The sequence below is a fragment of the Rhodococcus jostii RHA1 genome, from assembly GCF_000014565.1.
GTDB classification, from domain to species: Bacteria; Actinomycetota; Actinomycetes; order Mycobacteriales; family Mycobacteriaceae; genus Rhodococcus_F; species Rhodococcus_F jostii_A.
Map to the genome: position 1 here is coordinate 5,132,094 of NC_008268.1, position 17,394 is coordinate 5,149,487.

Below are 17,394 nucleotides of genomic sequence, written 5' to 3' on the forward strand. Positions count from 1 at the left end.
TTCAACGAAGCGCACCTCATGTCGCCGCCCGATCGCGGGCGAGACGGTATTTCCGGAGGACTAGGTGAATCTCAAGCGCAGTGGCGCCCTGCTCGGTGCAGTGGCCCTGGGTGCCATGACCTTGGCCGCGTGTGGCAGCGACAACAACGCGGCGTCGAGCGGCGTCGACGCATCGTCGTCCAACGCGACGTGCGAGGGCAAGGCCAACCTCTCCGCGGCCGGTTCCTCGGCCCAGAAGAACGCCATGGACCAGTTCGTCTCCACCTACATCTCCGTCTGCCAGGAAAAGGGCAAGACCGTCAACCTGGCGTACAACCCCAGCGGTTCCGGCGACGGACGGACCCAGTTCATCGCGGGCCAGATCGACTTCGCCGGCTCCGACTCGGCGATCAAGGCCGAGCAGGCCGAGCAGGCCAAGGCCCGTTGCGTCGGCGGCGAGGCCTGGAACCTGCCGCTGGTCTTCGGACCCGTCGCGATCGCCTACAACCTCGACGGCGTCGAGGACCTGGTGCTGAACGGTGAGGTGACCGCCAAGATCTTCAACGGCACCATCAAGAAGTGGAACGACCCGGCCATCGCCGCGCTCAACCCCGGCGCCACCCTGCCCGACCAGGACGTCACCGCCATCATCCGCTCGGATTCGTCGGGAACCACCGACAACTTCCAGCAGTACCTGACGGCCGCCTCCAACGGCGCCTGGACCACCGGTGCCGGTTCCGACTTCACCGGCGGAATCGGTGAGGGCGCCAAGGGTTCGGCCGGTGTCGCGCAGGCAGTGGCCTCCGCCCCGGGCTCGATCACCTACGTCGAGAAGTCCTACGCCGACCAGAACAAGCTTGCTGCCGCGCAGATCGACACCGGCTCCGGCCCCGTCGCGCTGTCCGACGAGTCCGCGGCGAAGGCCATCGAGGGTGCGCAGTTCAAGGGTCAGGGTGTGGGCGATCTGACCCTCGACCTCGGCTCGATCTTCGGTACCAAGGAAGCGGGCGCGTACCCGCTGGTGCTCGCCACCTACGAGATCGTGTGCTCGAAGGGCTACGACGCCGACACCTCCGCTGCGGTCAAGTCGTTCCTGACCAGCGCAGCCAACGAGGGGCAGGGCAACCTGGCCGAGCAGGGTTACGTGCCGCTGCCCGACTCCATGAAGGAGAAGCTGAACGCATCGGTCGCCGCCATCGGCTGATCGCACCGTTAATCGTTCGGACCCGCCCATGACTCGATATTCTGACCAGGAAAGATTGCGAGCGCAGATGAGTGAAGCGCACATCGAATCAGCACCTCGCGCCTCCGGCTCCGCTTCCGGCGGAGTCGGGGTGGGCGGTCCGAACGGCACCCCGGAGGCCGAGTTGAGTACCACCAAGGCCGAAACCCCGACTCCGGCAGGTGCACCCCGCGGCAAGGCCGCCGCCAGGCCTGGGGATCGGATCTTCAAATCCCTCGCAACGACCTCGGCCGTCTTCATCTCCATCCTCATCGCCGCGATCGGCATCTTCCTGATCTGGCGCGCAGTTCCCGCACTGAGCCGGAATCAGGTCAACTTCCTCACCAGCCGCGAGTGGGTCACCCAGAACATCAACGCCATGGCGTTCGGTGTTCTCGACCTGTTCCAGGTGACGGTGCTCGTCTCGCTGTTCGCTCTGGTCCTCGCGATGCCGGTCGCACTCGGTATCGCGATCTTCCTCACCGAGTACTCGCCGAACTGGCTCAAACGTCCGCTGGCGTACGTGATCGACCTTCTGGCCGCCGTGCCGTCGATCGTCTACGGCCTCTGGGGTCTGCTGGTGTTCGCTCCCGCGATCAGGCCGCTTGCCATGTGGCTCAACGAAAAGCTCGGCTGGTTCCCGCTGTTCGCGACAGGAAGCGGTTCCATCACCGGCGGTGGCACCATTTTCACCGCAGGTATCGTCCTCGCCGTCATGATCCTTCCCGTCATCACCGCGGTGACCCGCGAGGTGTTCGTGCAGACTCCGACGCCCCAGATCGAGGCAGCGCTCGCGCTGGGTGCCACCCGGTGGGAAGTGGTGCGAACCACGATCATTCCGTTCGGCAAGTCGGGCTACATCAGCGGATCGATGCTCGGTTTGGGTCGCGCCCTCGGCGAGACCATGGCGCTCTACCTGATCCTGCGCACCACGTCGCAGCCCTTCGGATGGTCGCTGTTCGACGGCGGCGCCACCATCGCCTCCAAGATCGCCCTCGGCTACGCGGAATTCAACAACAACATTCAGGCCGGCGCTTACATCGCCGCAGGTCTGGTGCTCTTCGTGCTCACCTTCGTCGTGAACGCCGCTGCCCGCGCCGTGATCGCAGGAAAGAAGGACTGACCCATGACCGCGACACTCGACAAGCCGGTCAAGGCCCCCACCTTCCAGGGGGTCGGTGTCCGCCGACGCATCATCGATCTGACCGCCACCGTCCTCGTGACGCTGGCAGTGCTCGTGGCGCTGGTCCCGCTGGTGTGGGTCCTGGTCACCGCGGTCATCAAGGGAATCCCTGCCCTGACGTCGGCCACGTGGTTCACCCACTCGCTCAGCGGACTGACGTCCTCGGCGGCAGGCGGCGGCATCTATCACGCGCTGATCGGCACGATTCTGCAGGGAATCGTCTGCGCGGTGCTGTCCATTCCCCTCGGACTGTTCGTCGCGATCTATCTCGTCGAGTACGCCGACCGGAAGTCGCGGCTGGCGAAGCTGACCACGTTCATGGTCGACATCCTGAGCGGTGTCCCGTCCATCGTGGCCGCCCTGTTCATCTACGCCCTGTGGATCGCGACGTTCGGTTTCCCCAAGTCCGGCTTCGCCGTTGCGCTCGCCCTGGTGCTGCTGATGGTTCCCGTCGTCGTCCGCAGCACGGAGGAGATGCTCCGCATCGTTCCGCAGGACCTGCGCGAGGCGTCGTACGCGCTGGGCGTTCCGAAGTGGAAGACGATCGCCAAGATCGTGCTGCCCACCGCACTGCCCGGCATCATCACGGGCGTCATGCTGGCGCTGGCCCGGGTGATGGGCGAAACCGCGCCGCTGCTGATCCTCGTGGGTTACGCACCCTTCATCAATTTCAATCTGTTCGGTGGCGAGATGGGCACGCTGCCCGGCGTCATGGTCGCCGAGATGAACAACCCGACCGATGCCGGTACCAACCGCATCTGGGGCGCGGCGCTCACGCTGATTCTCCTCATTGCCATCCTCAACATCCTGGCCAAGGTCATCGGCCACTTCTCACAGGTGCGCAGCAAGTGACACATACACTCGATCTCGAACACCAATCAGTAGGGAGCCGGTAATGGCCAAGCGTCTGGATCTCAAGGACGTCAACATCTACTACGGCAAGTTCCACGCCGTCGCCGATGTCGGGCTGTCCGTCCCCCCGCGGAACGTGACCGCCTTCATCGGCCCATCCGGGTGCGGCAAGTCGACGGTGCTGCGTTCGCTGAACCGCATGCACGAGGTGACTCCCGGTGCGCGCGTGGAGGGTTCGATCCTGCTCGACGGTGAGGACATCTACGGTTCCGGCATCGACCCGGTCGGCGTCCGCAAGACGATCGGCATGGTGTTCCAGCGTCCCAACCCGTTCCCGACGATGTCCATCAAGGACAACGTGGTGGCCGGCCTCAAACTGCAGGGCGAGCGCAGCAAGAAGCGTCTCGACGAGGTGGCCGAGCGGTCGCTGCGCGGCGCCAACCTGTGGACCGAGGTCAAGGACCGTCTCGACAAGCCGGGCGGCGGACTCTCCGGCGGTCAGCAGCAGCGTCTGTGCATTGCCCGGGCCATCGCGGTCTCGCCCGACGTCCTGCTGATGGACGAGCCCTGCTCGGCGCTCGACCCGATCTCGACCCTCGCGATCGAGGACCTGATCACGGAGCTGAAGAAGGACTTCACCATCGTGATCGTCACCCACAACATGCAGCAAGCCGCGCGTGTGAGTGACCAGACGGCGTTCTTCAACCTCGAGGCCACCGGCAAGCCGGGCCGCCTCGTCGAGATCGACGACACCGAGAAGATCTTCTCCAACCCGACGCAGAAGGCCACCGAGGACTACATCTCGGGCCGCTTCGGATAGAGCGAGCACAACGAGAACGCCCCGGCCGGTACTGCGGTCGGGGCGTTCTCGTGTCTGCGGAAGGCGACCTCGGGTGGCCTCGGCCGAACGAACGGGACGCTCGTACGGTCTGACCGTACGAGCGTCCCGTTCGCGCGAAAAGTGTTGGGGGAGTTCTACCGGTCGGGGTACGAGGTGAGGGTGTCGGCGTCGACGGCGGGCGTCTGGGTCTCGTCGGGCAGCTTGCCGGTGACGAGGAAGATCACCCGGCGGCCCACCTCGACGGCGTGGTCGGCGAAACGCTCGTAGAAGCGGCCGAGCAGGGTGACGTCGACCGCCGCGGCCACGCCGTGCTTCCACTCCCGGTCCATGAGGACCGTGAACAGGTGACGGTGGAGGTCGTCCATCGCCTCGTCCTCTTCACGCAGGCGCGCGGCCCGCTCCGGATCGCGCGTCTCGAGAACCTCGCGGGCAGCGGCGCCGATGGAGACGGCGATGCGTCCCATCTCGGCGAAGTAGCCGTTGACCTCTTCGGGAAGCACGTGGTTGGGATGTCGGCGGCGCGCAATCTTGGCGACGTGGAGAGCCAGCGCACCCATGCGGTCGATATCGGCGACGATCTGGATCCCGCTGACGACCGAGCGGAGGTCGCCGGCGACCGGTGCCTGCAGGGCGAGGAGGGCGAACGCCCGCTCCTCGCAGATGGTGCTGAGCTCGGTGATCTTGTCGTGCTCGCCGATCACCTGCTCGGCGAGGGAAAGATCTGCCTGGAGCAGCGACTGGGTGGCTCGCTCCATGGCGACCCCCGCAAGCCCCGCCATCTCACCGAGCAAGTCGGCAAGCTCGGTCATCTGTTCGTTGTAAGCCACGCGCATGAGGTCACAGCCTACGGTGCACGGGAAACCAAGTCACGATCACACGGTAAACGCAGAGTGAACGACGTGACCCGGCGGGCGCTCATTCGCAGGACGTGTCGCCCGCGTTCACAACTGCCAGGTCCGCGGGGATTTCCACGTCCTCCTGCTGGCCCTCTCGCACGCCCGACATACTGAGCGGTGTGTCGATCGGACTGGGCGTCTGGACGGTCCCGGAGAAGTCCGAACCGAGCGCGACCTCGACGACCGTGCCGAGTCCGGTGGTCGATTCGAGCACCGCACCCGGGAACGACGACGCCAGGGTCGCCGCCTCGGCTTCGTGGCCCGGCGAGAACCGGACGACGGTCTCGCCGCTGGTACCCGTGTAGTTGCCGACGTTGTAGATCTGGAACCCCTCGGCGGCCAGTGAATCCGCCACGGTCGCGGCCAGTCCCGACTCACCCGACGCGTTCGACACCTGCACGGTCACGCTGGACGGGTCGACGGCCTGGACCGACAGCGGCGCCGGCGCGGCCTGCGGTTCGGGGGCGGAGGGCAGGGGTTCCGCACGCTTCTCGCCGGGCAGCGCCTCGTCGTCGATGATGGCGCGGAAGATGGCCTTGATGTCGTCGGTGCGGGGAATCTCGTTGCCCCACTCGGTGGTCCCCGCGGTGGGCACCGTCAGGAACGTGACCGCGCCCGCATCGACGTTCTGCAATGAACGTCCGAGCGTGACCAGCGACTTCGTGTCGATGTTCTCGACGAATGTGTCGCGGGTGAACGCGTTGATGAAGCCGTTCAGTTTGCTGGGATTGAGCAGCACCTGACTGGACAGGGCGCCCCGCAGCAGGGCGGACAGGAATCTCTGCTGACGGTTGATGCGGCCGTAGTCGCCGTTGCCCTCCGCCTCGACATGTCGGGCGCGGACGAAGTTCAGTGCGGTCTTGCCGTCGAGCATCTGGGTGCCCGCCTGCGGCAGAACGGTGCCGAGGACGCCGTCCTCGAGCGGCTGGGTGGTACAGACCTTGACCCCGCCGATCTCGTTGACCATCGACTCGAAGCCGGCGAAGTCCATGCCGACGAAGTGGCCGATCTTCAGACCCGACAACTTCTGGATCACCTTCACCAGGCACTTCGGTCCGCCGAGCGCGTAGGTGGCGTTGAGTTTGTCGCCGTCGGCGGCGGGAAAGGTCTCCTCGGTGTAGGTGCCGCTGGCGTTGTCCCAGCCCTGGCAGACGGGCCGCTCGACATCGAGGTCGCGGGGGAACGACACCGCGACCACCCGGCTCCGGTCGGCAGGGATGTTGACGAGCATCACCGTGTCGGCGCGGGATCCCTCGGCGTCGTCGATGGTTCCGGCACCCACTTCGCCGCTCGCGCCGGCGCGGGTGTCGCTGCCGACGATGAGATAGGTCTCGTCACCGGTCTGCCCGACGGCGTCGACGATGTCGGTCGACTCCGTGTCGAGTGCCGCGATCTGGTCGAACTTGCCCTCGGTGGAGCGGAGGTAACCCCAGACGATGCCGGTTCCGGCGAGTGCGATCACCGCCACGAGTGCGACGACTGCGCGTCCTGCTGCACGGAGACGCTTGCGTTTGCGGGTCTTGCTGAGAGCCAGGCGGGTGGTACCCGGGTTACCGACCACCTGCGGTACCGCGGTGGTCTCGGCGGAATCCGCGACCCGTTCGGGCTCGGATTTGCTCTGCGGCGGCTCCGGCTCCGGCGGCGGAGGCGCGGCAGAGGTGTCCCGCGGCGGAACCCCGGGAGGCGGCGGCTGCCGCTCGTCGATCGGGGGAATGATCTCGGTCTTGTCCGGATCGTCCGGCGCGCTCGGTTCCTCCCCGGAGACCTTCTTCACCAGGTCTGCGACGGAGAGCGCTTCGGTGGGCCCACCCGCGGCCCGGCGGCCGATCCGGCCGCTGTCGTGGCGGGACGATTCGGTGCGTTCTACCTGCGCCCGGTGCCCGGGCGGCGCGGTCCGTTCGGGCGGCGCGGTCTGCTCGGGAGGCCGCCGTTCGGGCGGTGGCTGCCGCGGCGGGAGTCGCCGGGGCCGTCCGGACTGGGCTTCTCGGTAGCTGGGATCCGCGAGAGGACGCTCCCAGGGGGCACGGGATTCGGGAGTCGGTGAGTCCGAGCTGTGATCATCACCCACCGATGCAACCTGACCTCTCCGCCGACTCGGACCTCCGTCGGCCTCGACGGATTCCAGCCATAGTACTTATCGAACGTCGAGGCTCCACACATGTAGCGAGGTGACGCGCGTTCGTGCTGCTAACCACCAGAATGCATGAGGTCGGCGCCGGCGGGCACCAGGCAGTCGTCGGGGTCGTCGAGCCACCCTTCGGGGAGCGCGACCGTGCCGGGTGAACCCTGCCGTCCGCGCGGTCCCTCGGCGTCCTTGGGGAACGGGATGGTCGGATCGAGCTGGACGAGGAGGTCGTCGAGTTCGGTCAGGGTGCTCACGAGGGCCATCGCGACCCGCAGCTCGGACCCTGCGGGGAAGCCGCGCAGGTACCAGGACACGTGCTTGCGCAGTTCACGTAGACCCTTGTCCTCGCCGTGATGATCGGCGAGGAGTTCCGCGTGCCGGCGGATGATCGTGGCCACCTCGCCGAGATTCGGCGGAGTGGGCTGCGGTTTTCCGTTCAGTGCCGCGCTCAGCTCCGCGAACAGCCACGGCCGGCCGAGGCATCCGCGGCCGACGACGACGCCGTCGCAACCGGTCTGCTCCATCATGCGGGCCGCGTCCTCGGCGGCGAAGATGTCGCCGTTCCCGAGAACGGGCACGTCGGTGACGTGCTCCTTGAGCCGGGCGATCTCGTTCCAGTCGGCCGTGCCGGAGTACCGCTGCGAGGCGGTACGCGCGTGCAGTGCGACCGCGGCCGCACCTTCGCCGGCGGCGATCCGGCCTGCGTCGAGATGCGTGTGGTGTTCGGCGTCGATACCGACGCGGAACTTGACGGTCACCGGGACGTCGGTCCCCTCGGTCGCCTTCACGGCGGCGGCGACGATCCGACCGAACAGGGTGCGCTTGTACGGCAGCGCCGCGCCGCCACCCTTGCGGGTCACCTTGGGAACCGGGCAGCCGAAGTTCATGTCGATGTGGTCGGCCATGTTCTCGTCCACGATCATCTTGGCCGCAGCGTACGTGGTGTCGGGGTCGACGGTGTACAGCTGCAGCGACCGTGGCGTCTCGGTCGGGCCGAACGTCGTCATGTGCAGGGTCGCGGGCTGCCGCTCCACCAGAGCGCGCGCGGTCACCATCTCACAGACGTACAGGCCGGACGTGCTGCCTGCGCGCTCCGTCTCGAGCTCACGGCACAGCGTGCGGAACGCGACATTGGTGATCCCGGCCATGGGGGCCAGAACCACCGGACTGCGCAGCTCGAGCGATCCGATACGAAGGGATGACATTGACGACCTCTGCGAAAGTGCTGGAACGAAACTGTGCCCGGTACCGAATCCGGTACCGGGCACAGGATAACTGTTTACGTCACGAAGCCTTCTGCTCGCGCTTCTTGGCCTCGCGGGCCAGCATGCGGTCGCGCTGCTCCTCGAACTTGGTGGCCTGGCCCTCGAGGTTCTCGAGGAACTTGCCGAGGCTCTCGCGGACCTCTTCGCCGCGGGCGGTGAAATCGGTCCGCTCGAAGATGTTCCACTTGCGCAGGACGGGCATCACGACCTCTTCGAGGTGCTGACGCAGGTCGTAGATGCCGTGCTTGGCCATGAGTACACCGTTGCGCCGGAAGTTCGGCATGCCTGCGCCCGGCATCTGGAAGTTCTGGACGATCATGTTGATGGCCTCGAGCGCCTGATCGGGCGCGAGGTCGAGGGCTGCGCCGCACATGTTGCGGTAGAAGATCATGTGCAGGTTCTCGTCGGCGGCGATGCGCTGCAGCATCCTGTCGGCGATCGGGTCCTTGCACGCCTTACCGGTGTTGCGGTGGCTGACGCGGGTGGCCAGTTCCTGGAACGTCACGTAGGCGACGGAGTGGAGGAAGCCGGCGTCGACGTCGGCGGGGGAAGCGAAGCCGTTGGTCATGTGCTCCATGCGGAAACGCTCGAGCTGGACGGGGTCGACGGCGCGGGTCACAACGAGGTAATCGCGCATCACGATGCCGTGACGGTTCTCCTCGGCGGTCCAGCGACCGACCCAGGTTCCCCATGCGCCGTCCTGCGAGAAGTTCTCGGCGATCTCGCGGTGGTACGACGGCAGGTTGTCCTCGGTGAGGAGGTTCGTGATCATCGCGGCCTTGGCGACCTCGTCGAGCTGCGACTGCTCGGGATCCCAGTCGGTGCCGCCCATCGCGGCGAAGTTACGTCCTTCGTCCCACGGAACATAGTCGTGGGGATGCCATTCCTTGGCCATGGAGAGGTGGCGGTTGACGTTCTCTTCTGCAACCGGCGACAACTCCTGCAGCAGTTCGAGTTGGGTCAGATCCCTCGCCATGTGTAATGCCTCCATGTAGCTCAATTTGACTTTGTTCAGCCTACGGCACCGTAAGTAGGTTGGTAAACGCCGTCGGCGGCCCGGGAACCGTCCAAGTTACCGATCCGTAATGGATCTTCCGGGATGTGTCGCCGCGACGCGGCGAACCGTTACATGACAGTGTACTGATGAGCGTGCGTGTGCGGTGACCAGCGTAATCGTCGCAGGGAGAGATCATCACAGCGACGCGCGGGCCGTTGTGGACGATCACAGTTTTGTCGGTCCCCACAGATTCCCCGCCGTAACTCGAGCCGTGTCGGCCGTTGCGCGGGAGCCTGTTCGTCCGAGCCGTCGGTCTCCTGGGAATTCGATCCACCCCAGGTGTGAATATCGCCACCCGGGGGCGGCGGTGGCCCCGCCGCCCCCGGGGACCTACTTCTTTCCGCCGCCCAGCAGTCCGCCGAGCACGTCGCCCGCACCCTTTCCGAGCAGGCCACCCAGGACACCGCCGAGCCCGCCGGAACCGCCGCTGCCTCCGAGGAGCCCGCCCAGGACGTCCCCGAGACCTCCGCCCGCCTGGCCGGAGCCCTGCGTCTGCGGAGCGGAACTTCCACCGCCCGTCACCTGCTTGGCGATGTACGCCAGCACGATCGGCGCGAGGATCGGGAGCAACTGCTTCATGAGGTCGCTGCCCACTCCGCTGCCGCCCACACCGCCGAGCGTGCTCGCCACCCGGTCACGTTCGCCGCCGAAGATGTTGGACACGATCTTGTCGCCGTCGGCCGTGTCGACCTGGTCGATGTCGATTCCGCCGTCGAGAAGCGTCGTGCCGCTGTGATCGTGCAGCGCGCTCTGCAGCGACGCAGCGCCGTTCGGGTCTTCGGCGTTGGCGCCGAGCCCGCCGACGAGCGTCGGGAGCGCCGATTTCACCGCGGTCTCGGCGGTGGCCTCGTCGACGCCGAGTTGCCGGGCGATCTGATTGATCGGGATCTGCGACAGAAGGTCGTCGATCGATGCCATTGATGCCGTCCTCGTCATGGGGTTCGTCGTCGACACCCCCGGACACCCGACACTAGTGAATCCCGCGTGTCCGTTATGCCGGTTGCGGTGGGTCGGGGCGCTGCCGACAATCGTCACATGGGCAACAACATGAGCCGCCTGGAACAGATCGTCGCCGAGTTGCCCGAAGCCGTGCGCGTGGACGTCGCCCAATGGGACGGACACCCGACGTTCCGGGTGCGGGGGAAGAACTTCGTGTTCAGTGACGTGGAGGCCACCCGGTTGACGGTGAAGCTCACCGTCGACGAGGCCGAAGCGGTCGTCGCAACGGAACCGGGGGCCGAGCCCGCGGGATACGGTCTCGGTAGACACGGCTGGATCGCAGTGGACGTCGCGGACGCGGACGAGCCCCACTGGGAACAGCTCCGTGAGTGGATCAGGACGTCGTACACGCTCGTCGCCCCGAAGCGACTGGCCGAGCAGGTGCTGGACGAAGAACCGTTGCCGACGCAGGGAGACCAGTCATGACGACCGACAACAGCGCATCCACCTCCACACCGTCGAAATCCGGCCTGCCGACGTGGGCCAAGAAGGCCATCGGCATCGCAGTCCTGCTGGTGGTACTGGTCATCGCCTACTTCATCCTCGCGGCCTACCTCCCGCGGGCGTGGGCTCAGAACGTGGGAGGGCTGGCGGGCGGCAGCTTCGGCGGCGGCATCCTGTGGGGACTGCTGTTCGGCACCCTGTGCACCCTGCTGCCGCTGCTGCTGTTCCGCGGAGCGTGGCGGCTGTTCCGCCGGCGCCGGTTCAAGCCCGTGCAGATCGTGTTGCTGATCCTCGGTGTCCTGGTGGTGCTGCCCAACCTGCTGACGCTCAGTGTGGTGCTCGGCGGCAACAGCGCAGCGCACGCGGGCGAACGGATCATGGACGTCGACGCGCCCGGATTCCGCGGCGCGTCGCTCGCCGGCGCCATCATCGGAGTGGTGCTGTTCCTGGGCGTCGCCGGAGTCAGCTTCACGTACCGCAAGCGCGGCGAGGATCTCGCCGAGATGCGGAGAGACACGAAAGCGAAGGACGGACAGGTGGGTGACGGGCCGCCGGCCGGACCGTCACCTGCCACGCCCTAGCGAATTCACCACACGAGCACGGGCTTGATCACCGTGCCCGCGGCCTGATCGGCGACGGCGCGGTTGATGTCGTCGAATCGATACTCGGTGACGAGACGGTCGAACGGGAACTTCCCGTCCGCGTGCAGCGCCAGCAACTGCGGGATGAACTGCTGCACCGACGAATCGCCCTCGACGCAGCCGCGGAGGGTCTTGCCGCTCAGCATCAGATCCTGAATGTTCACGGTCACTTCGGGCGCACCCAGCCCGACGACCACCGCGCTGCCGCGCGCCATCAGGGACGACAAGGCCTGGCCGATGACGGCGGGGATCCCGGTCGTGTCCAGGGTGTGGGTGGCGCCCCCACCGGTCGCCGCACGGATCGCGGCGACCACGTCCTGCGATCCGGGATCGATCGCAACCGCGCCGAATTCCTCCGCGAGCGCACGGCGTGCGGGGACCGGATCGACTGCGAGAAGCGTTGCGACGCCGACTGATCGGGCGGCGAGCAGGGCGGCGAACCCGACGCTGCCCGCGCCGAAGACGACCAGACTCGAATCGTTGCCCGGCCGGAGCACGTTCAGTACCGCGCCCGCACCCGTCTGGAATCCGCAGCCGAGCGGCGCCGCGGCGGCGAGGTCGACGGACTTGTCGACGACCACGACGTTGTCGGCCGTCGCGAGGACGTGCTCGGCGAAGCTGGACTGGCCGAAGAACGCGGCGCGCACGGGCTCGCCGTTCTGGGTGATGGTGGCGGAACCGTCCGCGCGCCGGCCCGAACTGTTCAGCCGGTGCGCATCGACGCAGTACGCCGGACCCGCGCTTCGGCACTGGTCGCAGTCGCCGCAGTGGCGGTAGCTGAGAATCACGTGATCACCGGGCGTCACCCCATTCACACGTGACCCGACGTCCACGACGATCCCGGCACCTTCGTGCCCGAGGACGGCGGGGCCGAGGGCATGGGGGAGGGACGCCTTGGTGAAGAGGTCCGTGTGGCACAGGCCGGTGGCGACGATGCGCACCAGGACTTCGTCCGCGCGGGGCTCGTCGAGTTCGACCGTCTCCAGTGTGAACGGAGAATCGGGTCCGCGTGAGAGCGCTGCTGTGACCTGCATTGGGGCTCAGTCTCTTTCGAGCAGGAAGTAGTAGTGCCTGCCGTTGTCGAGGACCAGTGCGGACTTGCCGTTCATGATGCCCATCAGAGTGGAGTCGTCCACCTTCTTGAAGTGATCGAAGATGGGTGCGCCGTCGTACACCATGGTCGCCGTGACCTCTCCCCGGAACTCGATGTTCCACAGGCTCGCTTCGCCGTTGCCGGCCTTGACGTCGGAATAGAGGTTGTCGTCCGCGTCACGGCAGATCAACGGCTTCGCATCCTCGAGGGAGTGGAACGTCTTTCCGTGCCAGCGGCTCGCGAACAGTTTCTCGTGGAGGCGGTGTCCGGTGGCGAAGTCGTCGCCCTTCCAGCTGCCGAGGACGTCTTCGGCCCTGACGGTGTCGAGCGCGGCCCACACGGCGTCGAGTTCGTCGGGGGAGACGCCGCTCTCGCGCCCCCGGAGCTCGTGGAACGTGGTGCGGGCCCGATCGATGTCCATGGAAGGTCCTTGGGGTGAGTGGTGCGAGGTTTACGAACCAAACTGTTCGTCAACTGCGCACGCTACGCCGAACCAGATGGTTCGGCAACGGGCAAATAGGATGTCGGAATGCGAACAGCGGGAGAAGCCACGCGAGAACGGATCCTCGCCGCGGCCAAGGAGGAGTTCGCTCACCACGGAGTCGCCGGAGCCCGGATCAACCGCATCGCAGAGACGGCCCGAGCGAGCAAGGACCGTCTGTACGCGTACTTCGACAGCAAGGAAGCGCTGTTCGACGCCGTCATCGCGCAGTGGATCGCCGAGACGACGGAGCAGACGGCGCTGCGGGGAGACGATCTGCCGGGCTACGCGGGCCGGTTGTTCGACTACTACGTGGCGCACCCCGAGAACGCGAGGCTGCAGAAGTGGGCCGACCTGGAGATGAGCGAGCAGATCACCGACAGCGATGCGCGGACCCTCGCGCTGCGGCCCAAAATCGCCGAGATCCGGCGAGGTCAGCAGGAGGGGTTCGTCGATCCGTCGTGGAACGCAGGCGAGCTGCTGCTCGTGATCACCGACATCGCCCTGTCGCTGGCCACCGCGCGTGGTGGACGCAAGCCGGCGGGGGGAAAGTCGGGGGAGCGCACGGTGGCACAGCGGCGGCAGAGCGCTGTCGAGGCGGTTCGTCGTCTGATCGGGGCGCCTGCGACGGCCTACGCGCCAGGGCGTGGGTGAGTGCTCGCTCCCTTACCCGGCATGCGCCGGGTAAGGGAGAGTGCCCCCAGTAGGGCTCGAACCTACGACCTGCGGATTAAAAGTCCGTAGCTCTACCAACTGAGCTATAGGGGCGCGGGGCCAGAGTCTAGTGCGCAGACGGTGGCCGAGAAAACAGGACCCCCGGCACGGCGCGCCGCGCGGGGGGTGAAATGGGTCGGCTCGGGTGCGCACCCCCTGCAGCGCACCCGAGCCGACCCAAATTATACCACTTGGTGTGTTTTCGGCGGCGGTCCGGTTTCCACTCCATAAAGGTCTTCAGGTTGGTTTCTGAGAAGTTTCCATGATTTACAGACTGCTGTGTCGGTTTTTTCAAAACGGGGATACTGTTATGTATGGCTCCACGCTCGTCCCGGGAGGGCGAAAAGCGGGGTTACTACATCTGGGAGAGGGATTCACCGTCATGGCACGTCAGCAGGAGCGTGCGCGACGCACTCGCGCTGCGCTGGTGGAGTCGGCCGCCATCGAATTCGCGAAGCGCGGCTATGCGGCGGCGTCGGTCAACACGATCCTCGAAGGCTCGAACGCCACCAAGGGGGCGATGTACTTCCACTTCCAATCGAAGGAAGAGCTCGCCCGTGCCGTCCTTCAATCCGGAGTGGAGCAATTCACCGCCCTGACCGACAGGTGGACGAGTCGCACGGACATCGGGCCGTTCGAAGCCCTCCACGGTTTCGTGATCGACCTGGCGAAGCTCTTCCATTCCAGCGTCATCGTGCGGGCCGAATTCCGGCTGATCGTCGAACCCGAGTTCTATCCGGACGTGCAGTCCGGCGGATCGCAGGTGTGGGGGCGCACCGCGCACGAGTTCGCGATCCGAGCTCAACGCGACGGTCTGCTGCGCGCCGACGCCGACCCGGAGAAGTTCACCCGGGTGCTGGCGGCGTCGCTCGCCGGCCAGCGGTACATGTCCGACATGACGTCGCTGGAGGGTGACCTCGGCGAGCGGTTCGCGGAATCGCTCGAAGTGATCCTCGCCGCGATGGCTTCACCCGAGTGGTGGGAGAAGTTTGCGAGGGAAGGATGGCCGGATTCCGGTTCGGAACTGCCCGATTCGTAGTCTGACCTGGCGATTTGGGAAATTCTCGATCCGTGTCCTAAGCTATCCAAGCTCCCAACGGAACGCCGTTGAGGTACTGGTTCGGAGAAATCCGGCGGGCCCCCTTCGTCTAGCGGCCTAGGACGCCGCCCTTTCAAGGCGGTAGCGCGGGTTCGAATCCCGTAGGGGGTACGTTTGACCGGTGTCGAGCATGCGGTATGGTTCGACGGCAGTAAAAGTGACACGCAGTAACGCTTTACACTTGTAAAGCACAGCAGGACAAAGCAAGGCCCTGTGGCGCAGTTGGTTAGCGCGCCGCCCTGTCACGGCGGAGGTCGCGGGTTCGAGTCCCGTCAGGGTCGCAAGTGTGTTGCCGATACCGAGTATCGGCAACACAATGCGATAGGCATTCGGTTCGGGTGCCGTCCGGCCAGGTAGCTCAGTTGGTACGAGCGTCCGCCTGAAAAGCGGAAGGTCGCCGGTTCGATCCCGGCCCTGGCCACCACGATTCACCGAAGCTCCGTTGTCGAGAACGTCGACAACGGAGTTTTTTCGTCGTCCGTGTACCTACGGGGCGATCCGCAGTGTGTCGACGAGGCCGTCGCTGAGAACGAACTCGTACTTCAATTCCACCGGGCTTCCGGGGAAATTTCCTTCCACTGTGGTGGTGATCACGTACCTGTCGTCGGCGACCGCTTCCGTTCCGGTCACCTCGACCGTGTAGGTGAACTTCGATTCGAGGTCCCTGCGCCATTGCCGGATGCCGTCGTGCCCGCGGACGGTCCGGCCTTCGTCGGTCACGGCCCCGTGCTCGGTGAAGCATGCAGTGAGCGCATCGAGGTCTCCTGCGTCGGCCGCCCGAAAGTAGCGCGTGACGATCTCGGGTGTCGTGGTGCTCATGGTGTTCTCCCTGTCCCTGCCGGTGCGGCAGTACCGCGTGTATAGCAACGCTATAGAAGTAGCATAGCGGTGTGACAACAAGGAGTGTGGCCGGTAACGCCCGGGACCGTCTGCTGAACGCGGCTGCCCAACTGCTCGACGAGGCCAAGGGCAAGCCCGTGTCCACCCGGGCCGTCTGCGACCTCGCCGGCGTGCAGGCTCCGACGCTGTACCACCACTTCGGTAGCAAGCAGGGCCTGTTCGACGCGGTCGTGGAGTACGGGTTCGGCCAGTACATCCGGGTCACGAATCCGCGAGGGGGCGACCCGGTCGACGATCTGCGGCACGGCTGGGACGATCACGTCCGCTACGGGCTCGACAATCCCTCGTTCTACGTCCTGTTGTACGGCCGGATCGCCCCGAGGGAGCCGTGTGCGGTGACATCCGTCGCCGAGGCGAAGCTCCTCGAGTTGCTGATCGAGATCGCGCGGCAGGGACGCTTGCGGGTGACGCCGGCAGTCGCCGCCGGGCAATTCGTGGCGGCGAACGTCGGCATGACCCTGCACCTCATCGCTCAGCCGGAGGGCCGGGCCGACCTCGCCCTGTCACGGGAACTGCGGGACAACGTGATCGCCGGGCTGATCCGGCCGGCACCCGCTGTCACGTCGGAGGCCTCGCGTGAGGTGGTCGAGAACGCCCAGGCGCTCGCTGACGCCCTCGACGCCGACGCGGGGCGGTCCGGGCTGAGCGCCGGCGAACTTCTCCTGATGCGGGAATGGCTCGACAAGCTGGTGGCAGCCACCTAGCCCTCCGAGCGCCGCCGGAGGGTGTCGAAGATCTCGCGGTAGTGCAGGTGAGCCATGAAATGGCCACCGGTGCGGATGTTCAGCGTGGCACCGGGAATTCGGCGGGCGAGCGCGGGCGGCCAGTGCGTGGGCACGAGTTCGTCCTCGCTTCCACCCCAGACGTCGACCGGCACGGCCAGATCCTCGGGCGCGAACCCCCACGGCCGCATCCACGCGCAATAGTCCTCCACCATCCCGGGCGCCGTCCGGAGTGCCTCGCCGGACATGAGCGAGAAGTTCCGGACGGGCTCGGATCGGAGAACGGCTGCGTCCGCGGCACCGAGGTCGCGGGCGCCGAGCCGCCGGAACAGCTGCGGAGCACGCAGCGCGACGCCGCCCATGACGCGAAAGCAGATCCGCGCCACCAGCGGGGCGTGCTGGGACAGCCGGGTGAACGCGCGGTCCCCGGCGGGAAGCTGGGCGAACACCCCCGATTCGGTGAGGGGCAGAGCCCCGGCGATCACCGCGACACTGGTCACGCGCGACGCGACCCCGGAGCCCACCGCGAGCGCGTACTGTCCGCCCATCGACCACCCCATGACACCGAAACGGCCGACGCCGAGGTGATTCACGAGGTCTTCGACGTCCCGGACCCAGTCGAGCACCGTCCGGCCCGGCTGCGGATCCGACAGTCCGATCCCGGGACGGTCGGGGGACAGGAGACGGATCCCCGCGTCGCGGGCACTCCGGTCGGCGGCCGCGACGTCGAGGCGGCCGGCGAGTCCGCCGTGCGCGTTCACGACCGTGAATCCGCCGGGGTCGCCGTACTCCGCGATACCCATCAGGCGTCCGTCGCGCAGGCGGATCACACGATCCTCGGGTCCGACATGAACTCTGGGCACGGGAACCTCCGGCGGTCG

General features: G+C 66.6%; 18 protein-coding genes and 4 tRNA genes. 12 read left to right on the top strand and 10 right to left on the bottom strand.

Translation table 11 applies throughout. From position 1 onward, the window contains the following. The first annotated feature begins 64 nt into the window (after positions 1–64). The 4 genes from pstS (at position 65) to pstB (ending at position 4,056) form a co-directional block, all read left to right on the top strand. Positions 65–1,183 carry a phosphate ABC transporter substrate-binding protein PstS gene (gene pstS, locus RHA1_RS23750; RefSeq protein ID WP_011597162.1) on the top strand — a complete coding sequence of 373 codons (1,119 nt, stop codon included), beginning with the start codon at positions 65–67 and terminating at the stop codon, positions 1,181–1,183. A gap of 67 nt (positions 1,184–1,250) precedes the next feature. Continuing rightward, the gene (pstC, locus tag RHA1_RS23755; protein ID WP_043780950.1) at positions 1,251–2,324 is read left to right on the top strand and encodes a phosphate ABC transporter permease subunit PstC; all 1,074 of its coding nucleotides are present in this window, start codon (positions 1,251–1,253) and stop codon (positions 2,322–2,324) included. A 3-nt stretch (positions 2,325–2,327) separates the two neighbouring features. Continuing rightward, the gene (gene pstA, locus RHA1_RS23760) at positions 2,328–3,236 is read left to right on the top strand and encodes a phosphate ABC transporter permease PstA (RefSeq protein ID WP_011597164.1); all 909 of its coding nucleotides are present in this window, start codon (positions 2,328–2,330) and stop codon (positions 3,234–3,236) included. A gap of 43 nt (positions 3,237–3,279) precedes the next feature. Next, the gene (gene pstB, locus RHA1_RS23765) at positions 3,280–4,056 is read left to right on the top strand and encodes a phosphate ABC transporter ATP-binding protein PstB (protein WP_007301060.1); all 777 of its coding nucleotides are present in this window, start codon (positions 3,280–3,282) and stop codon (positions 4,054–4,056) included. 155 nt (positions 4,057–4,211) lie between these two features. On the opposite strand, the gene phoU is transcribed toward pstB, so the two are convergent. From phoU to RHA1_RS23790, 5 genes are all read right to left on the bottom strand, one after another. Further along, positions 4,212–4,910, bottom strand: coding sequence for a phosphate signaling complex protein PhoU (gene phoU / locus RHA1_RS23770; RefSeq protein ID WP_011597165.1), 699 nt, complete (start codon positions 4,908–4,910; stop codon positions 4,212–4,214). A gap of 82 nt (positions 4,911–4,992) precedes the next feature. After that, positions 4,993–7,041 (bottom strand): LCP family protein, encoded by a 2,049-nt coding sequence (locus tag RHA1_RS23775; RefSeq protein WP_011597166.1) that lies wholly within the window; start codon positions 7,039–7,041, stop codon positions 4,993–4,995. A gap of 119 nt (positions 7,042–7,160) precedes the next feature. Continuing rightward, positions 7,161–8,303 (bottom strand): tRNA dihydrouridine synthase DusB, encoded by a 1,143-nt coding sequence (dusB, locus tag RHA1_RS23780; RefSeq protein ID WP_009477929.1) that lies wholly within the window; start codon positions 8,301–8,303, stop codon positions 7,161–7,163. 79 nt (positions 8,304–8,382) lie between these two features. Then, positions 8,383–9,339 (bottom strand): acyl-ACP desaturase, encoded by a 957-nt coding sequence (locus tag RHA1_RS23785; protein WP_009477930.1) that lies wholly within the window; start codon positions 9,337–9,339, stop codon positions 8,383–8,385. A gap of 411 nt (positions 9,340–9,750) precedes the next feature. Then, positions 9,751–10,338 carry a DUF937 domain-containing protein gene (locus RHA1_RS23790; RefSeq protein ID WP_011597168.1) on the bottom strand — a complete coding sequence of 196 codons (588 nt, stop codon included), beginning with the start codon at positions 10,336–10,338 and terminating at the stop codon, positions 9,751–9,753. A 117-nt stretch (positions 10,339–10,455) separates the two neighbouring features. Between RHA1_RS23790 and RHA1_RS23795 the strand changes: the two genes are divergently transcribed. Both RHA1_RS23795 and RHA1_RS23800 read left to right on the top strand, forming a co-directional pair. Further along, positions 10,456–10,845 carry an MmcQ/YjbR family DNA-binding protein gene (locus RHA1_RS23795; protein WP_009477932.1) on the top strand — a complete coding sequence of 130 codons (390 nt, stop codon included), beginning with the start codon at positions 10,456–10,458 and terminating at the stop codon, positions 10,843–10,845. After that, positions 10,842–11,444 carry a hypothetical protein gene (locus RHA1_RS23800; RefSeq protein WP_011597170.1) on the top strand — a complete coding sequence of 201 codons (603 nt, stop codon included), beginning with the start codon at positions 10,842–10,844 and terminating at the stop codon, positions 11,442–11,444. Before RHA1_RS23795 ends, RHA1_RS23800 begins: the two co-directional genes overlap by 4 nt. A 5-nt stretch (positions 11,445–11,449) precedes the next feature. Here RHA1_RS23800 and RHA1_RS23805 read toward each other — a convergent pair whose 3' ends face one another. Both RHA1_RS23805 and RHA1_RS23810 read right to left on the bottom strand, forming a co-directional pair. After that, positions 11,450–12,538, bottom strand: a complete 1,089-nt coding sequence (locus RHA1_RS23805) for an NAD(P)-dependent alcohol dehydrogenase (protein WP_011597171.1) — start codon at positions 12,536–12,538, stop codon at positions 11,450–11,452. 6 nt (positions 12,539–12,544) lie between these two features. After that, positions 12,545–13,018 carry a DUF4334 domain-containing protein gene (locus RHA1_RS23810; RefSeq protein ID WP_011597172.1) on the bottom strand — a complete coding sequence of 158 codons (474 nt, stop codon included), beginning with the start codon at positions 13,016–13,018 and terminating at the stop codon, positions 12,545–12,547. 108 nt (positions 13,019–13,126) lie between these two features. Here RHA1_RS23810 and RHA1_RS23815 point away from each other — a divergent pair, with 108 nt between their 5' ends. After that, positions 13,127–13,732, top strand: coding sequence for a TetR/AcrR family transcriptional regulator (locus tag RHA1_RS23815; protein ID WP_011597173.1), 606 nt, complete (start codon positions 13,127–13,129; stop codon positions 13,730–13,732). Positions 13,733–13,773: 41 nt separating this feature from the next. Here RHA1_RS23815 and RHA1_RS23820 read toward each other — a convergent pair. Then, positions 13,774–13,846: transfer RNA gene (locus RHA1_RS23820), tRNA-Lys, on the bottom strand. Positions 13,847–14,174: 328 nt separating this feature from the next. On the opposite strand from RHA1_RS23820, the gene RHA1_RS23825 reads away from it, so the two are divergent. The 4 genes from RHA1_RS23825 to RHA1_RS23840 all read left to right on the top strand — a co-directional run bounded on the left by RHA1_RS23825 (position 14,175) and on the right by RHA1_RS23840 (position 15,315). After that, positions 14,175–14,831 carry a TetR family transcriptional regulator gene (locus tag RHA1_RS23825; protein ID WP_029539591.1) on the top strand — a complete coding sequence of 219 codons (657 nt, stop codon included), beginning with the start codon at positions 14,175–14,177 and terminating at the stop codon, positions 14,829–14,831. A gap of 98 nt (positions 14,832–14,929) precedes the next feature. Further along, positions 14,930–15,002, top strand: a tRNA-Glu gene (locus tag RHA1_RS23830). 96 nt (positions 15,003–15,098) lie between these two features. Then, positions 15,099–15,172: transfer RNA gene (locus RHA1_RS23835), tRNA-Asp, on the top strand. Between the two features lie 66 nt (positions 15,173–15,238). Continuing rightward, positions 15,239–15,315 (top strand) — tRNA-Phe (locus RHA1_RS23840). A gap of 62 nt (positions 15,316–15,377) precedes the next feature. Here RHA1_RS23840 and RHA1_RS23845 read toward each other — a convergent pair. Then, entirely contained in the window at positions 15,378–15,710 is a 333-nt protein-coding gene (locus tag RHA1_RS23845; RefSeq protein WP_009477938.1) for a nuclear transport factor 2 family protein, read from the bottom strand. Positions 15,711–15,781: 71 nt separating this feature from the next. Here RHA1_RS23845 and RHA1_RS23850 point away from each other — a divergent pair, with 71 nt between their 5' ends. Then, positions 15,782–16,495 carry a TetR/AcrR family transcriptional regulator gene (locus RHA1_RS23850; RefSeq protein WP_237726939.1) on the top strand — a complete coding sequence of 238 codons (714 nt, stop codon included), beginning with the start codon at positions 15,782–15,784 and terminating at the stop codon, positions 16,493–16,495. On the opposite strand, the gene RHA1_RS23855 is transcribed toward RHA1_RS23850, so the two are convergent. After that, a complete protein-coding gene (locus RHA1_RS23855) occupies positions 16,492–17,343 on the bottom strand; it encodes an alpha/beta fold hydrolase (protein ID WP_050787366.1) in 852 nt (283 codons plus the stop codon). The two genes, RHA1_RS23850 and RHA1_RS23855, sit on opposite strands and share 4 nt — an antisense overlap. Positions 17,344–17,394 lie beyond the last annotated feature (51 nt).